The sequence below is a fragment of the Flavobacterium sp. KH_001 genome, assembly GCF_057840745.1.
Window position 1 is genome coordinate 2,140,518 of sequence record NZ_CM174520.1, and the last position, 19,633, is coordinate 2,160,150.

Consider the following 19,633-nt stretch of genomic DNA (forward strand, 5'->3'; position numbering starts at 1 on the left):
CGCATAATCATTATCTAATTTTCTAATTGGCATATTATCTAATTTCTTAGCATACCGTTGACTTCGTTGAACTTACCGTCAACTTCTTCGATTTTTAATCCTAGTATATGCGCTATTAAAGGGTAAACAGAAACATTCTGAAAGGTGCCAACTTCTTTATTTACTTTAAATGCAGGGCCTTTTGCATAGAAAATAGCGTGCATGTCTTTTTCTTTATTGTCGTAACCGTGTGTTCCGCCTTTAATGTGTGTACTTTCTTTACTCACTAAACTATAGCCTTTTTTGGCTTCGATAACAAAATCATGCACACGCGGATTCGTTCCGTAATGTAGTCTCTTCGGAACTTCGCTCGATCTCCAGAACTTGATATGTGGTACTTTTTTTAAGGCTTTTGCTATAGAATCCTGAAAGCCAGGTTTTGCCTGAAGACTCATAATCGGGTTTATGACAGCTTTGTAACCTAGCCATTCCGGTTTTAGATAATCTAAAATGGCTACTTTTTTATCATTGCTGATGTCGGCCATTCCGTGATCTGAAACAATGATTAAATTGATTTGTTTTCCGATAGCCAATTGATCTAGTTTGGATGATAATTGTCCCATAACCGAATCCATTTTGTAAATCATTTTTTCGTTTTCAGGAGAAAGTGGGCCAAAGTTATGACCCGTATGATCCGGTTCATCAAAATATAAAGTAATCAAATGTGGGCGTTGTTTCTCTGGAAGTTCTAGCCATTTTATAACGGTATCAATTCTGTTTCCGTACGGGATTTTATCATCATAATTTTTGTAAATACCCGGTCTTTTTTTATCTGTGTCGGATCCAGGCCAGAAGAACGAAGCGGCTTTTACACCTTGTTGTTCCGCTACATTCCAAATAGGATTTCCACCATAAAATCTTGAATCATTTTTAGCTTTTGTAGACAATGAAAAAGATTCGTTTAAAGCACTATCATAAAAAACATTATTGATAATTCCATGATGATCCGGGTAAAGTCCGGTCACGATTGCGTAATGATTGGGGAAAGTTTTGCTTGGATAAGAAGGTTTCATTGATTTGGCATGAACTCCTTCTTTGGCAATTCTGTTGAGGTTTTGTAGTTTAAAATGTTTCGCATAATCCCAACGGAATCCATCCATAGAAACCAAAACGACATAAGCGTCTTTACTGGATTGAGAATAAGAAAAAATGGAAAGAAGTAAGAAAGTAAAAGATAAAAGTTGAGTGGTGAATTTTCTCATTGTGCAATTTTAATAGAACTGCAAAGATACCGATAACCTATTTTTAAAAGAAAAAGAGAGTGTTAAGTTTGCCACGAATTACACGAATTTTCGCGAATTGCTTTGTGCAAAAATAAATGCCACAGATTACAGGATTAAAAGGATTATAATCTTTGCGTAAAAAGTTACCACAGATTGAAGGATTAAATGGGTTACGATCTTTGGCTAAAAAAAGTTTGCCACGAATTGCACGAATTTCCACGAATGTTTTGCGCGTAATCTTTGGAAAAAAAATTAGTGAAAATTAGTGTAACTCGTGGCTAAAAAAATCTTTTTAATCTGTGCAATCTGTGGCAAAAAAAAACGCCAAACAGAAATCTCTGCTTGGCGTTTTATAGTTTAGAAGTTAGAACGATTACATCATTCCTGGCATACCGCCACCCATTGGCATTCCGCCAGCGCTTTCTTCTTTAATATCAATTAATGCACATTCTGTAGTAAGGATCATTCCGGCAACAGAAGCAGCATTTTCTAATGCTACACGAGTTACTTTTTTAGGATCGATAATTCCGGCTTTTAGCATGTCTACGTATTCGTCAGTTTTAGCGTTGTATCCAAAATCACCAGAACCTTCACCAACTTTTGCTACTACTACAGAACCTTCAAGACCTGCATTTTCAACAATAGTTCTCAATGGAGATTCAACAGCACGAGAAACAATCTGAATTCCGGTTGCTTCGTCAGCGTTGTCAGCTGTGATTCCAGCTAAAGCCGCTTTTGCTCTTAATAAAGCAACACCACCACCAGCAACAATTCCTTCTTCAACAGCAGCACGAGTTGCGTGTAATGCATCATCAACTCTGTCTTTTTTCTCTTTCATTTCCACTTCAGAAGCAGCACCAACATAAAGAACAGCAACACCACCAGCTAATTTAGCCAAACGCTCTTGCAATTTTTCTTTATCATAATCAGATGTTGTAGTTTCCATCTGACCTTTGATTTGGTTTACTCTGTTTTTAATGATATCTGCTTCACCAGCACCACTTACAATTGTAGTGTTATCTTTATCGATAGAAACTCTTTTTGCAGTTCCTAACATTTCGATTGTAGTGTTTTCAAGAGTATATCCTCTTTCTTCAGAGATTACAGTTCCACCAGTTAAGATTGCTATATCTTCTAACATTGCTTTTCTTCTGTCTCCAAAACCAGGAGCTTTTACGGCAGCAATTTTAAGAGCACCTCTTAATTTGTTTACTACTAAAGTAGAAAGAGCTTCTCCGTCAACATCTTCAGCAATAATTAATAATGGTTTTCCTGATTGTGCAACTGGCTCTAGAACTGGAAGTAATTCTTTTAAAGAAGAAACTTTTTTGTCGTATAATAAGATGTATGGAGAGTCTAATTCAACTTCCATTTTCTCTGGATTTGTTACGAAGTAAGGAGAAAGATATCCTCTGTCAAACTGCATACCTTCAACAACATCCACGAAAGTGTCCGTTCCTTTAGCTTCTTCAACAGTGATAACACCTTCTTTTCCAACTTTAGCAAAAGCTGTAGCGATTAATTCACCAATCACTTCGTCATTATTTGCAGAGATAGAAGCAATTTGCTTGATCTTATCAGAATCGCTTCCAACCACTTTAGCTTGTTTAGCTAAGTCAGCAACGATAGCTTCAACCGCTTTATCGATACCACGTTTCAAATCCATTGGATTTGCACCTGCAGCAACGTTTTTTAAACCTTCTTTAACGATTGCCTGAGCTAAAACTGTAGCGGTTGTAGTTCCGTCACCCGCTAAATCATTGGTTTTAGAAGCTACTTCTTTAACCATTTGCGCGCCCATATTTTCTAATGGGTCTTTTAATTCGATTTCTTTTGCAACAGAAACACCATCTTTAGTAACGGTTGGTCCACCAAATGATTTACCAATAATTACGTTACGACCTTTTGGTCCAAGAGTTACTTTTACAGCATTTGCTAATGCATCAACACCACGTTTTAATCCGTCACGTGCTTCAATATCAAATTTTATATCTTTTGCCATTTTTTTAATTTAGTTTAAAGTTTTATTTGTTTCAGGTTTTCTCCCGATACTTATTCTTAAGACTTATGTTTTTTAGATAATTGCTAAGATATCATCTTCGCGCATAATCAAATAATCAGTTCCTTCTAATTTTAATTCTGTTCCGGCATATTTACCATAAAGTACAGTATCACCAACTTTTACGGTCATTGTATGATCTTTAGAACCGTTTCCTACTGCCACAACAGTTCCTTTTTGTGGTTTTTCTTTGGCAGTATCTGGAATAAAAATACCTGACGCAGTTTTTGTTTCAGCTGCAACAGGCTCAATAAGTACGCGATCTGAAAGCGGTTTAATGTTTAAGGCCATGATTTTATAATGTTATAAGTTATACGTTTTTTAATGTTCAATAAACTTTCAGAAATTGTGCCATGCTCCTAAAACTGACATTATTTCCTAAAAAAAATGCCAGCTTTGACAGGCTGGCATTTTATATTTTATTTTAAAACTATTATTTCGCTGCTGGCGTTGCCGGAGCAGGAGTTTGTTGAACTGGTGCAGCTGGTGTAGTTGCAGGAGCTTCTGTTTTCTCAATAAGTTTAGAATCAGTATCACTTAATGATCCTGTAAAGCTTAAGCTTGAAAGCAAGATTAAAGCAATCAAAATAGTCGCTAGTGTCCAGGTACTTTTATCTAAAAAGTCAGTTGTTTTTTGTACTCCACCTAACATTTGAGTTCCGCTGATAGTAGACGATAATCCGCCTCCTTTAGGGTTTTGAACCATGATTACTACGATCAATAGAAAACAAACTATTGTGATTAAAACTAAAAAAATTGAAAATGTGCTCATTGCTTAATTATTATTGTTATTTTGTTGTAAAATCTTAATATCCGAAATACGGTCTGCAAAGAAACTAATTTTTTCTGGATATTTCAAAATTAATATTTCATATGCTTGTATGGCTTTTGTATATTTTTTTTGTTCCAAATATACTCTGGCCAAAGTTTCGGTCATTAGGTAAGAATTCTCTTCTTTATCACTGTCTAATTGTACCGCTGGCGTTATTGCAGTCTGTCTTATTGGAGAAATTTTTGGATTTGTTTCAATAAATTTATCAATTATTTCTGCTTTTTTCTTTTTCTCGTCTTCAATTGTTTCAGGTTTAATTACTTTTTTAACTGTATTTTCGACTTTTTCAATTGATTCTGATTCTTCCTGCGCCTCTTTGCTACGATCAATAGGTTCTGTTTTGGCTAATTGAAGCCATTCCTGAAAAGAGTGTTTTTCACTAACAGAAAAATCCAAAGGTTTTCCGATTTCCAGATTTTCTTCTGCCGCTTTTACGGTTTCTGAAACCTCTATTTCTTTTACCTCTACCTCTTTAATTGTTTTTGATTCTTCAACTACAGGCGCTTCTTCAAAAACAACTGCTGTGGCTTCTTGTAGTGCATTGTATGTTAATTCTTCAATTGGCTCCACTCTTAAACTTGGAATTTCTTCCTCCACAATTTCATCAAAGAATGTTGGAGTTGGTTCCTTTATAATAGGTGTCGATTCCGCAATTGGAATTGTTTCAATAATAGGAGTATCTTCAACAGTTGGAGTTACTGCTTCAAATGAATCTATAGCCGGCTTTTCGATAACTAGCCCAATCGGGTTTTCTTCAACTTCTTCAAAAGTAGTAGTTGTTACTTCCTCAAAAGAATCTAAAGTAGGTTGTTCGATAATTGCTTCAATTATTTTTTCTTCCACTATTAAAGGTTCCTCAAAAGTAACGGCGGTTACTTCTTTAAAAGTATCTAAAATAGCTTGCTCCGTAATTGGTTCAATTGTTTTTTCTTCAACTATTATAGGTTCCTCAAAAGTCACGGTTTTTACTTCCTGAAAAGAATCTAAAGTTGGTATAATGCTATCAAATAATCTTTCTTCAATTTTTACAGATTCTTCAGTAGTACTGTTTGATGCTTCTTCAAAAGAATCTGTCGCTGGCTCTTCAATAATAACATCTATTGGTTCCTGAACTTTTACAGGCTCTTCAGGAGTAACGCTTGCTGTTTCTGTAAAAGAATCTATTGTCGGTTCTTCGATAATTATAGCAACTGGTTTTTCTTCATTTTTTACAGCTTCTTCAATATTGATGTTTGTTGCTTCTGTAAAAGAATCTAAAGTAGGTTTTTCTATAATTTTAACAGGCTCTTCGTAAGTGACTCCTGTTGCCTCCTTTATAGAATTTAGAATGGACTGCTCGATTGGATCAACGCGAACTTCCAGTTTCTTCTTTTCTTCCGCTAAGACAATTTCGCTGTCAAAAACAGTAATATTTAAAAGGTCTTTAAGTTTTTGATCGTAATATTCACTTTGAATTGAAGTGAAAGCCTCCGAAGTAATAAAATCAAATAAAACCGAGCGATCAGTAGTATGAGCTGCTGTAACTTTTAATGCATAATTATACTTAAAACTATTTTGATTGTAAAGCCCTTTTAATCGCAATGCGCGTGCACTTTGAAAATACGGAAATTCATTCAAAACATTGCCTAATGCTTCCGCCTGCTTTTCTGTAATAGCATCGGGTTTGTTCATTAAGTATGTATAATCAGTTACATTCATTATTTATTGTTTAATCGTTTATTTGTTTAACTGTTTAATCGTTTTTTTGTGAACCGATTTAACGATTAACCGATTCAACAAATTAACATTCTTTACCATTTTGCCAATGACTCATTGAAAATATCCTGGGTGATTCTTTCAAAAATAGTTGTAATTGCTGTGTTCAAAACAGAACCTGTTGGTAGTGATGTTCCGGCAAAGTCATAATAAAATTCAAAGCCTTTTTCGAAGTCATCTGTTTCTTTCTTTTTGTTCGTAAACCTGACATTTACACGAATCGTCAAACGGTTTTGTGCCGCCTGTTGATCTGCAGTTGCTGTCATTGGTGTAATTCTGTAATCTACAATTTCACCTTCGTACGTTAAATCACCGCTGTTGCTTACCAGGTTTAAGTTGGTTTGATTCATAATCAAATCCTGCAAAGCCAGTGTAAATTGTCTGTCGATTCCAGGCTCAATTAAATCAGCGTTGTTCTGAAAAAAGTTAACCTGAAAAGTTTTGGCATCGATTGTTCCTGTTCCTGTAAAGTTGTAAACGTTGCAGCCACTAAAAGTTGTAGCGATTACCAGAATTAAAATATATTTTAAGTTTTTCATTTTGTGTTTTAAGAATTGCTTTGTCATTTTACTGACGCTCGGTCAAAGATATTCATTTTCGTTTAAAAACATTTTGTGTCTTGGTGCCTTTGTGGCAAATTACAAATCAAATTGTTTAATTTTTCTATATAAAGTTCTCTCCGAAATGCCCAATTCATCTGCCGCAGCTTTTCGTTTTCCTTTGTTTTTTTCTAATGATTTTTTAATCATTTCGATTTCTTTTTGTTCTAAACGTAAAATCTCTTCTTCTTCAATGGTTTCAGCGTCCAAATAATTATTGTCATCTTGTATACGATAATTATCTTCACGGGCTGCAGGTGTCATAACAGCCGTCCTTGGTTCTTCTTCAAAATCAATTTCACTGTCATTTTCCTGTGAGCCGTATATCTTCTGAATCAAATTAGGATTGATATCCTGCACTTTGGAACTTCCGTTTTTCATTAGTTCTAAAGTCAGTTTTTTCAAATCATTTAAATCACTTTTCATATCAAAAAGGACTTTGTATAAAATGTCTCTTTCGGTGCTAAAGTCACTATCTTTTTTCTTATCGCTAATTACAGAAGGTAAGTTAGTTCCTTCTGTTGGCAAATACGATTGTAAAGTGGCAAGAGTAATATCACGATTCGTTTCTAATACTGAAATTTGTTCGGCCACATTTCGCAATTGACGAATATTTCCATTCCATCTGAATTTTTGCAAAAGCTGCACCGCGTCATCATCCAATTTTAACGGAGGCATTTTGTATTTGTGTGCAAAATCGGCCACAAATTTTCGGAACAACAAATGAATGTCTTCGTTTCTTTCTCTCAACGGAGGCAAAGTAATTTCGACTGTTGTCAAACGATAGTATAAATCCTCACGGAATTTTCCTTTTTCGATGGCATTAAATAAATTGACATTGGTTGCTGCAACAATTCTAACATTTGTTTTCTGAACCTGAGACGAACCTACTTTTATGAATTCTCCGTTTTCCAGAACACGAAGTAAACGAACTTGAGTTGTTAATGGTAATTCACCAACTTCGTCAAGAAAAATCGTTCCGCCGTCAGCCACTTCAAAATAACCTTCACGTGTGCTTGTAGCCCCGGTAAAGGCACCTTTTTCGTGACCAAAAAGTTCACTGTCAATTGTTCCCTCTGGAATAGCTCCACAGTTTACTGCAATATATTTACCATGCTTTCTGTGCGAAAGCGAATGAATGATTCTCGGAATATTTTCTTTACCAACACCACTTTCCCCAGTTACCATTACCGAAATATCAGTAGGAGCAACCTGAATGGCTTTTTCAATGGCGCGATTTAATTTCGGGTCATTCCCAATAATCTCAAATCGTTGTTTTATTGCTTGAACTGTTTCCATATGTTTTGTTTCAAGTTTTTATTTGTTTCAGGTTTCAAGTTGAAAGCCTTAACCTTTTAAACTCTTTTTTATATCTATCAAATTAAAAAGTTGTTTTAATTCGTTGTATTGATCGTCTTGTAGGTCTGTTTTTTGTAAAAGCATCGCACTGTTTTTGCCTATATAGAATAAAAACATGTCTTTTTTTTCAACAATTTTTAGAATGTTTTTCCAAAAATGTTTTACTTCAAATGTTTCTCCCTTTTCTTGAAAATATTCGACATTAAAAATATACGTTATATCTTCTTTTATACGCGGGTTATCGTTTATTTGTTTTTTGACAGCTCTATACGTTAATAAATAAATAAAAAAAGGAAGCAAAATAATAACCAAACCAAAAAAAGGAAAGTCATGATTTGTTTTATTCGTATTGCCTAATATGTTAAAAAAATAATCAGATATGCCAAAAATTGCCGCAGCCAATAAAAAAGAGAAAATAACGATATGCAATGGTTTGTATAAGATATAGTACGTTCCTTTCATTGAACTCCTAATGCTGAAACTAGGTTTTAAAATAATTTCTTTATCCATTCTTGCTTTTTTAACTTCAGGCTTTAATATTTTTAAATTAATCTATTTCAAATTTCAAGTTACGTAAATAACATGAAACTTGAAACCTGAAACAATTTAATTCATTTCAGAATATCCTACCGCTTCACCTTTCAAAGTTCCGCTAGTACAACTTGTAATTTTTACATTTACGAAATCTCCAATTTTATAGTTTTCTTTTGGAAAAACAACCGTAATACTTTGAGAGTTTCTTCCTGAGAATTCTTCTTTTGATTTTTTAGAAACCTTCTCCACTAAAACTTCCACAACTTGCCCAATGTATTCTTCACTTCTAAACCAGGCGTGTTTTTGTTGCAAGTCGACAATTTCCTGTAATCTTCGGGCTTTGGTTTCTTCCGGAACATCATCTTCCATTTTTCTTCCTGCCAAAGTTCCCGGGCGCTCAGAATACGAATACATATAACCGAAATTATATTTCACGTATTCCATCAAACTCATGGTATCCTGGTGATCTTCCTCTGTTTCTGTTGGGAAACCGGCAATCATATCTTGCGAAATCGAAGCATTCGGAATAATAGTTCTGATTTTATCAATCAAGGTCATGTATTCTTCACGAGTGTGCAGACGATTCATTTCTTTTAAAATTCGGTTACTTCCAGACTGAACCGGTAAGTGAATGTGTTTACAGATATTTGGATATTTCGCAATAACATGCAAAACACTTTCATGCATATCCTGCGGATTAGAAGTTGAAAATCTTATACGCATTTTTGGGAAACCAACCGCAACCATTTCCAGTAATTGATCAAAATCTACTGCAGTTGCTTTTTGCATTTCTGAAGCGTTTACAAAATCTTTTTTCAGACCGCCGCCGTACCAAAGGTAACTGTCAACGTTTTGTCCCAAAAGTGTAATTTCCTTAAAGCCTTTGTCCCATAAATCCTGAATTTCAGACATAATACTCTGAGGTTCACGGCTACGCTCACGCCCTCGTGTAAAAGGTACAACGCAAAACGTACACATATTATCGCAACCACGTGTGATTGAAACCAAAGCTGTAATTCCGTTACTCATCAAACGAACCGGCGAAATATCTCCGTATGTTTCCTCTTTCGATAAAATTACATTGATGGCGTCACGGCCTTCTTCCACTTCTGCCAATAAGTTTGGCAAATCTTTATAAGCATCAGGGCCAACAACAAGATCGACTATTTTTTCTTCTTCCAGAAACTGACTTTTCAAACGCTCAGCCATACAGCCCAAAACGCCCACTTTCATTTTTGGATTAATACGTTTTACCGCATTATATTTCTCCAGACGTTTACGAATAGTTTGTTCCGCCTTATCTCTAATGGAACAGGTGTTAACCAAAACTAAATCAGCATCTTCAAGAGTTTGTGTAGTATTGTATCCGTTTATTGATAAAATAGAAGCTACGACCTCACTGTCCGAAAAATTCATCGCACAACCGTAACTTTCTATAAAAAGTTTTTTAGTATTCTCAGGTTTATTCTCCAAAACAAGACTTTCGCCCTGTTTGCTTTCTTCAATAATCTTTTCCATTGTATAATTTCAAAGTGCAAAGATAACGCAAAAGGTATAAATATGACAAGATGGCAGAGAAAAGATTTTAGATTTTAGAGTTAAGATTTTAGATCTACCTGTAGGGGCCGTAAAAGATCTTTTTTAATGTAAGTAAGGAATTTAAAATATATTAACCAGAAGATTAAAACTTAAAGTTATTCTCAAAGCTTTGTGAACTTCCTCTGAAACTTTTCAGCTTAAATTAAAACTTAGCGAACTTTGTGTAAATCTTTGTAGACTTTGTGGTTAAATTTTTATTTAAGAAGCTATTCCAGCTTTCCGTTTCAAGTCCTCATAAAACAAGCTATTTTTCTAAGCCATAAAACGAGCTTCCTCCGGTCGCTGTTTTCTGGCAAGAAAAATTAGCTTTTTTTATTCCGGGCTTTACACTGCAATCTGGGCTAGAAATAACCCTAAAATCTAAGATGTTTATCCATAAATTAAAGGTAAAAATCATCTCAAAGCTTTGTGAAATTCCTCTGAAATTTTTCAGTTTAACTAAAGCTTGGCAACCTTTGCATAAATCCTTGCGACCTTTGCGGTTAAATTTAGTACACGAAATTCATGTAGATTAAATAATCTAAAATCTAAAGTCTGAAATCTAAAATTCTAAATAAAAGCACATTCTTGATACATCATCCATTTAAAATTATACCTATATATATAATAGGTGAGATTACAGATAAATCTGCAATTTTTAGAAACATAATATCAAAATACCTCAAAAATGCATTATCAAGGTTGATATTTAAAAAAAACTTCTACTTTTGTTGCAGAAAAATAGATCAATGGCAAAGAATTTAGTAATAGTGGAATCACCTGCAAAGGCGAAAACGATAGAGAAATTTCTAGGAAGTGATTTTCAGGTCGAGTCAAGTTATGGACATATAGCCGACTTACCTTCAAAAGAAATAGGAGTAGATGTAGAAAATGGATTTAAACCTAAATACGAAGTTTCTCCTGATAAAAAAGCCCTGGTAAGTAAACTAAAGACACTATCTAAAAATGCCGAAATGGTTTGGTTAGCAAGTGATGAGGACCGCGAAGGAGAAGCTATTTCATGGCACTTGGCGGAAGAATTAAAACTAGATACTAAAAAAACCAAAAGAATTGTTTTTCACGAAATTACCAAATCAGCGATTCTTAAAGCAATCGAGAATCCAAGAGAAATTGATTATAACTTAGTAAATGCACAACAGGCACGTCGTGTTTTAGACCGTTTAGTAGGTTACGAATTGTCTCCGGTTTTATGGAGAAAAATCAAAGGCGGACTTTCTGCTGGTCGTGTACAATCTGTTTCTGTTCGTTTGATTGTAGAAAGAGAACGTGAAATTCAGAATTTTAATGCCGTTGCAAGTTATTCAATTGTAGCAGAATTTGTGAATGAGGCTGGAAAAGCTTTCAAAGCTAAATTGCCGAAAAATTTCAATACAAAAAAAGAAGCCGAAGATTTCTTAAAACAAAACATCGGTTCTAAATATAAGGTAGCCGATTTAGAAACTAAACCTACCAAAAAATCTCCAACAGCACCTTTTACAACTTCTACACTTCAACAGGAAGCAGCAAGAAAGTTGTATTTACCGGTAGGAATCACCATGCAGCTTGCACAACGTTTATACGAGGCCGGACTTATTACGTATATGAGAACGGATAGTGTGAATCTTTCTAAAGATGCAATGGATGCTGCTGAAGCTGAAATCATAAAATCATACGGAAAAGAGTTTTCTAAACCGAGAACTTTCGCTAACAAAAGCAAAGGAGCACAAGAAGCGCACGAAGCCATTCGTCCGACTGATATGTCGCGCCACACGGTAAACATTGACCGCGATCAGGCTCGTTTGTATGATTTGATCTGGAAAAGAACATTGGCATCTCAAATGAGCGATGCACAATTAGAAAGAACAAACGTAAAAATTGAAGCGAATAATCACAGTGAAATTTTTACAGCTTCAGGAGAAGTTTTACTTTTTGAAGGTTTCTTAAAAGTGTACTTAGAAGGGCATGATGATGACGAGGAAGAGCAAGAAGGAATGTTGCCAGCCTTAAAAGTAAACGAAAAATTAGCTAACAATTATATTACAGCTACAGAAAGATATTCAAGACCACCTGCACGTTATACAGAGGCTTCTTTGGTGAAAAAATTAGAAGAATTAGGAATTGGTCGTCCGTCTACGTACGCACCAACTATTTCGACTATCATCAACAGGAACTATGTTGAAAAAGGAACACTTGAAGGTCTGGAACGTAATTATACACAACTTACTTTACAAGCTGATAAAGTAGGGGAGAAGTTACTGAAAGAAAATACAGGTTCTGATAAAGGAAAATTAGTTCCAACAGATATCGGGACAATCGTTACTGATTTCCTTGTTAAGAATTTCGGAAATATTCTTGATTATAATTTCACTGCAAAAGTGGAACAGGATTTTGACGAAATCGCAGAAGGGAATATTGACTGGGCAACCATGATGCAGGAATTCTACGATAAGTTTCATCCAAATGTTAAAGATGTTGAAGCAAATGCAGAAAGAGAAAGCGGTGAAAGAATTCTGGGTAAAGATGCAGATGGAAGACAAGTATCTGTTCGTTTAGGAAAATTTGGCCCTATGGCTCAGATTGGAGAAGCAGATGATGAAGATAAGAAGTTTGCCAGTTTAATGGCAGATCAAAATATTGGGAATATTACTTTAGAAGAAGCTTTGAATTTATTTTTATTGCCTAAAAACTTAGGAGAATATAAAGGAGAAGAAGTTGAAGTAAGTAATGGACGTTACGGACCTTATGTGCGTCATGGAAGTGTTTTTATTTCACTGCCAAGAGGAGAAGATCCACTAGCAGTTACAAAAGAAAGAGCTCAGGAATTAATTGATGAAAAAGCTTTGGCTGATGCACCAATTGCAGTTTACAAAGGAGAAGCAGTTCAAAAAGGAGTGGGGCGTTTTGGTCCGTTCATCAAATGGAATGGTCTTTTTGTAAATGTGAGTAAAAAATACAATTTTGATAATTTATCGCAAGCGGATGTTGAAGAATTGATTGAAGATAAATTACAAAAAAATATTGATAAAGTGCTTCACAATTGGGAAGACGAAGGAATTCTTGTTGAAAAAGCACGTTGGGGTCGTTCTGTCATTACAAAAGGAAAGATTAAAATTGAATTAAGTAAAGATGTTGATGCAACGAAATTAACATTGGCTGAAGTTCAGGAAATGATCGCCAAAAAGACTCCGGCAAAGAAAACACCAGCAAAAAAAGCAACAACAGCAAAGAAAGCTCCAGCTAAAAAACCAGCTGCTAAAAAGAAATAATAAATGGAATTTGATTTTCTAGAACCAGTTAACGACGGAATTTTACAATTCATTAGTTCGTTGTCTTCACAAGAATTGGGTAGTAAGATTGTCTTGCATACTCAGGATCAATTCCCTGACATTAGCAAGGTGCAGATAGCTATAGTAGGTGTTTTAGAAGATCGCAGGAATATCAATATGGTTAATGAAGTTAACCTGACTGCTGTTCGTAAAAAGCTTTATAGTATGTTTCCTGGTAATTGGGATGCTTCTATTGCGGATTTGGGCGATATTCTTGCAGGAGATTCTGTAGAGGATAGTTACTTCGCATTAAAAAAGGTGACTGCTGCTTTAATCAAGAATAAAGTGATTCCTATAGTCCTGGGAGGTTCGCAGGATTTAACCTATGCTTTGTATCGTGCGTACGATGATTTAGAGCAAATGGTAAACATGGTTGCTGTTGATAATCGATTTGATTTTGGTAAAGAAAATGAAACAGTTTCTGCTAATTCATATTTGACTAAAATTATTATAGATGAGCCAAATAACCTGTTTAACTATTGTAATATAGGATATCAGACTTATTACAACTCGCAGGAAGAAATTGATTTGATTGAGAAATTGTTCTTTGATGCCTATCGTTTAGGTGAGATTTCAAATAAGATTGCTTTGGCAGAGCCAGTTTTTAGAGATGCTGATTTGGTAAGTATTGATTTGAATTCGGTAAAGTCTTCAGCTTCAGGAAATACTGTTACTTTTGAGCCTAATGGTTTCAACGGAAAAGAGATTTGTTCTTTAGCAAGATATGCAGGAATTAGTGATAAAGTTTCATCATTTGGAATCTTTAATCACAATAGTACGGTACACGAATCGACTATGATGGCTCAGATTGTCTGGTACTTTATAGAGGGTTATCATTACCGCTCTAAAGAATATCCATTTGGTAGCAGAACGAACTATTTGAAATACATTGTGCCGCTGGAAGACGAAGAGCTGATTTTTTATAAAAGTGACAAAACAGACCGTTGGTGGATCGAAATTCCCTTTGTGTCGAATGGAAACAATAAATTGAAAAGAAATACGTTATTACCGTGTTCATACGACGAATATTTGTGCGCTTGTAACCAAGAATTGCCAGAAAGATGGTGGAAAGCACAGAGAAAAAATGCTTTATAAAAGATAATTTTAATAAAAATCTTAAATTTTTAAAATTATCAAAAATAATTTAAGATACTTTAGTAAGAAAATATTTATATAGTTTAAAATTTAACGTTTTACGTCGATTTTTTATGTTAGTTTGTCGATAAAATATTTTTTTTTTATTTTATTTAACATTATTTTTGAACGGTAAAATAAATTTCGCAACTAGTATTGTTTTTTAGATAAATAATAAATACGTTTACGGACTTATAATAATGAATAGATAATCCCAAATTTATATGAAGAAGTTTTTTGCATTTGCAGCAATATTAACACTAGTAATCGGCTGTGGTAAGTCAGGTGACAAGGGTGAGTTAGTTGGTGTTACAGGAGGGAAATGGCATCCTGAGAAACCTTATGGAATGACATTAGTTCCAGGTGGATCCTTTATTATGGGTAAATCAGATGCTGATTTAGCTAATGTAGAAGACGCTCCAACTAAAACGGTAACAGTTCGTTCATTTTACATGGATGAAACTGAGATCACAAATAGCGAGTATCGTCAGTTTGTGGAGTGGGTAAAAGACTCTACAATGAGAGTTCGTTTGGCTATTTTGGCTGATGAAACAGGACAAAAAGCTACTGGTGATAAAGGTAGTAAAGGCGGTAGTATCGCTGATTATGCATTTAATGATTCTGAGCCAGATAAAATGACGGCTTATGATAAATACATGTATGATAACTACTATAGTGTAGGAACGAAAGATGATCCGTATGCTGGTAGAAAATTAAACAAAAAAGTTAAGTTAATTAAAGATACAAAAGCTTATCCAGATGAGTATTACACTGAAGTAATGGATTCCATGTATTTGCCAATTGAAGAATCATACAATGGTTTGAGAACAATTGATGTAAATAAATTGAAATTCCGTTATTCTTGGATGGATATTCAGGCTGCTGCAAAAGCTAAAGTTGGAAAAAGAAAAGACTTCGTTAAAACAGAACAAGTTAGTGTTTATCCTGATACAACAGTTTGGATTAAGGATTTCGCATATTCATACAATGAGCCAATGCATAATGATTATTTCTGGCACAAAGCTTACGGAGATTATCCTGTAGTGGGTGTGACATGGAAACAAGCTAAAGCTTTCTGTGCATGGAGAACTTTAAACAAAAACAGTTACATTAAATCTAAGAAAAAAGGACGTGACTTAGTAAATGCTTTCAGATTACCTACAGAGGCAGAATGGGAGTATGCTGCAAGAGGAGGTCTGGAGTCTGCAACTTACCCTTGGGGAGGTCCTTATACTAAGAGTGACAGAGGATGTTTCTTAGCAAACTTCAAACCAAGCAGAGGAGATTATGCTGCTGATGAGGCTTTGTATACAGTAGAAGCTAAATCTTACGATGTAAACGGTTATGGATTGTACAACATGGCAGGAAACGTTTCAGAGTGGACAGATTCAGCTTACAATCCAAATGCATATGAATATGTTTCAACGATGAATCCAAACGTTATCGATGGAAACAATCAAAGAAAAGTAGTTCGTGGTGGTTCCTGGAAAGACGTTGCTTACTTCCTACAGGTAAGTACACGTGATCACGAATATGCCGACTCTGCAAGAAGTTATATTGGTTTCAGAACTGTACAAGATTACATGGGAACTCAGGTAACAGGAGGCAAAAAGAAAAAGTAAATTACAATTAAATTCAATAACCAAATCAAATCTATTTTATTAAAACCTAAAAAAAAGTATTATGGCATTATTAAGTAAAAAAGCAATGAATTTCGCTTATGGTATGGGAGCGGCAGTAGTAATCATTGGAGCATTATTCAAAATTACACACTTTGAAATCGGACCGTTAACAGGAACGTTGATGCTTTCAATTGGATTAGTAACTGAGGCGTTAATCTTTGCTCTTTCTGCTTTCGAACCAGTAGATGAAGAATTAGACTGGACTCTTGTTTACCCGGAATTAGCTAATGGTCAGGCTAGAAAAAAAGCTGACAAAGTAGAGACTCCAACTGACGCCCAAGGATTGTTGTCTCAAAAATTAGATGCTATGTTGAAAGAAGCTAAAATTGACGGAGAATTAATGTCAAGCTTAGGAAATTCAATTAAAAACTTCGAAGGAGCTGCAAAAGCTATCTCTCCAACAGTAGATTCTATTGCAGGACAAAAGAAATATGCTGAAGAAATGTCTATGGCTGCTGCACAAATGGAGTCATTAAACAGCTTATACAAAGTACAATTAGAAAGTGCTTCAAGAAATGCACAAGCAAACAGCGAAATTGCTGAAAATGCTTCTAAATTAAAAGAACAAATGCAATCAATGACTGCAAACATTGCTTCTTTAAACAGTGTTTATGGTGGTATGCTTTCTGCAATGAGTAACAAAGGATAATTAGTTTTTAACTATTATATTAAATTTATTAATAAGAACTAATTAGAAAAAAATGGCAGGAGGAAAATTAACCCCTAGACAGAAGATGATTAACCTGATGTACCTGGTTTTCATCGCAATGTTAGCAATGAATATGTCCAAAGAAGTTTTATCTGCTTTTGGATTAATGAATGAAAAATTTGAAAGCGCTAACACTTCTTCTGAACAATCAAATGCTAGTTTATTGATGTCTTTAGATCAAAAAGCGGCTGAAGCAAAAGGAGAATTCGCTATCGCTGCAGTTACTGCTCATAAAGTTGAAACAGCTTCAAAAGAATTTTACGCATACATCGGATCTTTGAAAGGTGATGTTTTAAAAGGATTTGAATCTGACAAAGAAACTGGTAAATTACCTTATGAGTCTATGGACAAAGGTGATAATATCGACAACTGGTTTACAGGAGAAGGATATACTGCAAAAGGAAATGACATTATCGCTCATATCGAGGCATATAAAACTGCTATGAAAGCTGCTTTAGCAGATAAAAAATATGCTGCTATTGTTGCTGAGATTGAAAAGAAATTTGACGTTTCTGATGTAAAAAATAAAGAAGGTTTAAAAGATAAGTATTTAGCTTACCACTTCAAAGGTTTCCCTGCAGTTGCTTCATTGGCTAAACTTTCAGCTTGGCAAAATGACGTTCAAAAAGCGGAATCTGATGTATACAGTGCTGCTTTAGGAAAAGCTGCAGTTGCTGCTGCTTCTTATAGCAATTACCAGGCAATTGTTGTTTTAGATAAAAATGCTTACTTCCAAGGTGAGAAAGTTACAGGTAAGGTAGTTTTAGGCCGTTATGACGAAAACACTAAACCAACTTCTTTCCAGGGACCTGGACAAATCGTTAACGGACAAGCTGTTATTTCATTAACTGCTGGTGGTGTTGGAGAACAGGATATCAATGGACAATTTACGTTCCTAGAGGATGGAAAAAACATTCCTTTGAAATTTAAAGGAACATACGTTGTAGTACCAAAACCAAATTCAGCTACTATTTCTGCTGATAAAATGAATGTTGTTTATAGAGGTGTTGTTAACCCTATCTCTGTTTCATTCGCTGGTGTTGATGCTAACAAAATTGTTGCAAGTGCTCCAGGTTTAGCTTCTGCTGGAAAACCTGGTAAATATAACATGAGCCCTGGTTCAGGTACTGAAACTACAATTTCAGTTACAGGGACTTTACCAAACGGTGATAAAGTTACAGATAAGAAATCATTCAGAATTAAAGGTATTCCTGGTCCAACAGGTACAATTAGAGGAGAAATGGGTGTTGTTAAAGGACCTAAATCTAACTTAGAGATTGCTACTATTGGTGCTAAATTACTTGATTTTGATTTTGAAGTTGGTTTAGATGTTGTTGGATTTAACTTGAAAATTGCTGGGCAACCTACAGTTGTTGTTAACGGTAACAGATTAAATGCACAATGTAAATCAGTTCTTTCTAAAGCTGGAAGAGGAGATCAGGTTACTATTTCTGAAATTAAAACTAAACTTGTTGGAGCTGGTAGTTATTTATTGCCACGTACTGCTCCGGTAATTTACGAAATACAATAATAAAGTAGGTAAAACTACGTTCAATATCTTATAATGATATCATGATGAAAGTAAGAAATTTTTTAATAGCTATAGTTTCTATCGCAGGCGGTTTCGCTTCTAATGCGCAATCGAATTTGCTTAATGCAAAAACACCAGATCAGATAGGACTTAAGACTCCTGCACAACTTATCTCAGACAACGATAAGCCATTGGCTTATGGTTATGTAGATGATAGAGATGTCTTGATGGGAAAAACAACTTGGGAGATCATTGATTTGAATGAAAAAATCAACTTTCCATTATATTTTCCAGTAGATACAGCTAATATTGGTTCAGATAGACGTTCTCTTTATGATGTTTTGACGAAAGCCATCAAAAGTGGTAAAGTAACTGAAATTTACACTGACAGTTATTTCAATACTAAAAAATCTATGAAAGACATCGAAGGATCATTATCTCGTATTGATACAACTGATGCTGGTAGAGAACTTATCAACCAATATCCAGATGACTACAAAACTCACGTTGTGAAGAAAAAAGTCGTTACTGGTACTGGTAAAAAGAAAGTAGTAACTTATGTTGATGAGACAGTAGGAGCTACAAGAACAGTTCCTTCTGAGTATATCTTAAAGCAAGATTTAACTGCTCAGGACGTTACACAATATAAAATTAAAGGATACTGGTATTTTGACAAACGTCAAAGTGAATTGAAATATCGTTTACTTGGAATTTGTCCAGTTACTCCTGACGTTTATACGATGAACAGTGATGAGAAGGATTATATCGAGTTATTTTGGGTTTTCTTCCCGAATGCTAGAGAAGCATTACATGAAGCAAAAGCTTTTAATGACAATAATTCAGCATTGCCAATTTCATTCGATCAGATCTTAAATTCAAGACGTTTTAATGCAGTAATCTATAAAGAAGAAAACTTGTACGGAGATCGTGAGATCAAAGAATACATGAAAGATAATGCACAAAACCAATTGTTAGAATCTGAAAGAGTAAAAGAGAAGATTCGTAATTTCGAACAAGATATGTGGAACTACTAAGTATCTATATTACAATATAATAAAAACTCTTACTACCTTTGTAGTAAGAGTTTTTTTATTTTATCAATTTTGCTTTGAACTATTTGTAAGAGGATAGAAAGTTTAGTTTGTCGATTGAGTTTAATTTAGAAATTAAGTAATTTCTTGTTGGACTTTACCTTTGAAAGCTATTCATCTGTTCTTGAATTTATTTTTTGTAGGAAAAATACAATAAAATAATTAAAACTTCGTTGAGTCAA

General features: G+C 34.7%; 15 protein-coding genes. 6 read left to right on the plus strand and 9 right to left on the minus strand.

Annotated elements, in window-relative coordinates; translation table 11 throughout:
* Positions 1–38: 38 nt before the first annotated feature.
* From AC3ITQ_RS09360 to miaB, 9 genes are all read right to left on the minus strand, one after another.
* Entirely contained in the window at positions 39–1,241 is a 1,203-nt protein-coding gene (locus AC3ITQ_RS09360; protein ID WP_489238301.1) for an alkaline phosphatase family protein, read from the minus strand.
* Between the two features lie 394 nt (positions 1,242–1,635).
* Complete coding sequence (groL, locus tag AC3ITQ_RS09365; RefSeq protein WP_375031395.1) at positions 1,636–3,264, minus strand: chaperonin GroEL; 1,629 nt, start codon at positions 3,262–3,264, stop codon at positions 1,636–1,638.
* 72 nt (positions 3,265–3,336) lie between these two features.
* On the minus strand, positions 3,337–3,612 hold the full coding sequence (locus AC3ITQ_RS09370; protein ID WP_012023920.1) for a co-chaperone GroES: 276 nt from the start codon (positions 3,610–3,612) through the stop codon (positions 3,337–3,339).
* A gap of 142 nt (positions 3,613–3,754) precedes the next feature.
* The gene (gene secG / locus AC3ITQ_RS09375; RefSeq protein WP_026985706.1) at positions 3,755–4,093 is read right to left on the minus strand and encodes a preprotein translocase subunit SecG; all 339 of its coding nucleotides are present in this window, start codon (positions 4,091–4,093) and stop codon (positions 3,755–3,757) included.
* 3 nt (positions 4,094–4,096) lie between these two features.
* On the minus strand, positions 4,097–5,851 hold the full coding sequence (locus AC3ITQ_RS09380) for a tetratricopeptide repeat protein (RefSeq protein WP_489238304.1): 1,755 nt from the start codon (positions 5,849–5,851) through the stop codon (positions 4,097–4,099).
* 92 nt (positions 5,852–5,943) lie between these two features.
* Positions 5,944–6,447, minus strand: a complete 504-nt coding sequence (locus tag AC3ITQ_RS09385; protein WP_375031393.1) for an LptE family protein — start codon at positions 6,445–6,447, stop codon at positions 5,944–5,946.
* Positions 6,448–6,546: 99 nt separating this feature from the next.
* On the minus strand, positions 6,547–7,806 hold the full coding sequence (locus AC3ITQ_RS09390) for a sigma-54 interaction domain-containing protein (RefSeq protein ID WP_489238307.1): 1,260 nt from the start codon (positions 7,804–7,806) through the stop codon (positions 6,547–6,549).
* A 48-nt stretch (positions 7,807–7,854) separates the two neighbouring features.
* Positions 7,855–8,376 (minus strand): YcxB family protein, encoded by a 522-nt coding sequence (locus AC3ITQ_RS09395; RefSeq protein ID WP_489238309.1) that lies wholly within the window; start codon positions 8,374–8,376, stop codon positions 7,855–7,857.
* A 96-nt stretch (positions 8,377–8,472) separates the two neighbouring features.
* Entirely contained in the window at positions 8,473–9,918 is a 1,446-nt protein-coding gene (miaB, locus tag AC3ITQ_RS09400) for a tRNA (N6-isopentenyl adenosine(37)-C2)-methylthiotransferase MiaB (RefSeq protein ID WP_489238310.1), read from the minus strand.
* A gap of 809 nt (positions 9,919–10,727) precedes the next feature.
* On the opposite strand from miaB, the gene topA reads away from it, so the two are divergent.
* The 6 genes from topA (at position 10,728) to porN (ending at position 19,394) form a co-directional block, all read left to right on the plus strand.
* Positions 10,728–13,244: a type I DNA topoisomerase gene (gene topA, locus AC3ITQ_RS09405; protein WP_489238312.1), complete on the plus strand. Its 2,517-nt coding sequence runs from the start codon at positions 10,728–10,730 to the stop codon at positions 13,242–13,244.
* Between the two features lie 3 nt (positions 13,245–13,247).
* Positions 13,248–14,399: a formimidoylglutamase gene (locus AC3ITQ_RS09410; protein ID WP_489238314.1), complete on the plus strand. Its 1,152-nt coding sequence runs from the start codon at positions 13,248–13,250 to the stop codon at positions 14,397–14,399.
* Positions 14,400–14,662: 263 nt separating this feature from the next.
* On the plus strand, positions 14,663–16,060 hold the full coding sequence (gene porK, locus AC3ITQ_RS09415) for a T9SS ring complex lipoprotein PorK/GldK (RefSeq protein ID WP_194658322.1): 1,398 nt from the start codon (positions 14,663–14,665) through the stop codon (positions 16,058–16,060).
* A gap of 61 nt (positions 16,061–16,121) precedes the next feature.
* On the plus strand, positions 16,122–16,769 hold the full coding sequence (porL, locus tag AC3ITQ_RS09420) for a type IX secretion system motor protein PorL/GldL (protein WP_072975224.1): 648 nt from the start codon (positions 16,122–16,124) through the stop codon (positions 16,767–16,769).
* A gap of 52 nt (positions 16,770–16,821) precedes the next feature.
* Positions 16,822–18,360 carry a type IX secretion system motor protein PorM/GldM gene (porM, locus tag AC3ITQ_RS09425; protein ID WP_489238317.1) on the plus strand — a complete coding sequence of 513 codons (1,539 nt, stop codon included), beginning with the start codon at positions 16,822–16,824 and terminating at the stop codon, positions 18,358–18,360.
* Between the two features lie 44 nt (positions 18,361–18,404).
* A complete protein-coding gene (porN, locus tag AC3ITQ_RS09430; RefSeq protein ID WP_072975221.1) occupies positions 18,405–19,394 on the plus strand; it encodes a type IX secretion system ring subunit PorN/GldN in 990 nt (329 codons plus the stop codon).
* Positions 19,395–19,633: the final 239 nt, after the last annotated feature.

Excerpts from the sequence above, each read along its gene's own strand:
- AC3ITQ_RS09360 (WP_489238301.1), bottom strand. The coding sequence starts at position 1,241 with ATGAGAAAATTCACCACTCAACTTTTATCTTTTACTTTCTTACTTCTT.
- groL (WP_375031395.1), bottom strand. The coding sequence starts at position 3,264 with ATGGCAAAAGATATAAAATTTGATATTGAAGCACGTGACGGATTAAAA.
- AC3ITQ_RS09370 (WP_012023920.1), bottom strand. The coding sequence starts at position 3,612 with ATGGCCTTAAACATTAAACCGCTTTCAGATCGCGTACTTATTGAGCCT.
- secG (WP_026985706.1), bottom strand. The coding sequence starts at position 4,093 with ATGAGCACATTTTCAATTTTTTTAGTTTTAATCACAATAGTTTGTTTT.
- AC3ITQ_RS09380 (WP_489238304.1), bottom strand. The coding sequence starts at position 5,851 with ATGAATGTAACTGATTATACATACTTAATGAACAAACCCGATGCTATT.
- AC3ITQ_RS09385 (WP_375031393.1), bottom strand. The coding sequence starts at position 6,447 with ATGAAAAACTTAAAATATATTTTAATTCTGGTAATCGCTACAACTTTT.
- AC3ITQ_RS09390 (WP_489238307.1), bottom strand. The coding sequence starts at position 7,806 with ATGGAAACAGTTCAAGCAATAAAACAACGATTTGAGATTATTGGGAAT.
- AC3ITQ_RS09395 (WP_489238309.1), bottom strand. The coding sequence starts at position 8,376 with ATGGATAAAGAAATTATTTTAAAACCTAGTTTCAGCATTAGGAGTTCA.
- miaB (WP_489238310.1), bottom strand. The coding sequence starts at position 9,918 with ATGGAAAAGATTATTGAAGAAAGCAAACAGGGCGAAAGTCTTGTTTTG.
- topA (WP_489238312.1), top strand. The coding sequence starts at position 10,728 with ATGGCAAAGAATTTAGTAATAGTGGAATCACCTGCAAAGGCGAAAACG.
- AC3ITQ_RS09410 (WP_489238314.1), top strand. The coding sequence starts at position 13,248 with ATGGAATTTGATTTTCTAGAACCAGTTAACGACGGAATTTTACAATTC.
- porK (WP_194658322.1), top strand. The coding sequence starts at position 14,663 with ATGAAGAAGTTTTTTGCATTTGCAGCAATATTAACACTAGTAATCGGC.
- porL (WP_072975224.1), top strand. The coding sequence starts at position 16,122 with ATGGCATTATTAAGTAAAAAAGCAATGAATTTCGCTTATGGTATGGGA.
- porM (WP_489238317.1), top strand. The coding sequence starts at position 16,822 with ATGGCAGGAGGAAAATTAACCCCTAGACAGAAGATGATTAACCTGATG.
- porN (WP_072975221.1), top strand. The coding sequence starts at position 18,405 with ATGAAAGTAAGAAATTTTTTAATAGCTATAGTTTCTATCGCAGGCGGT.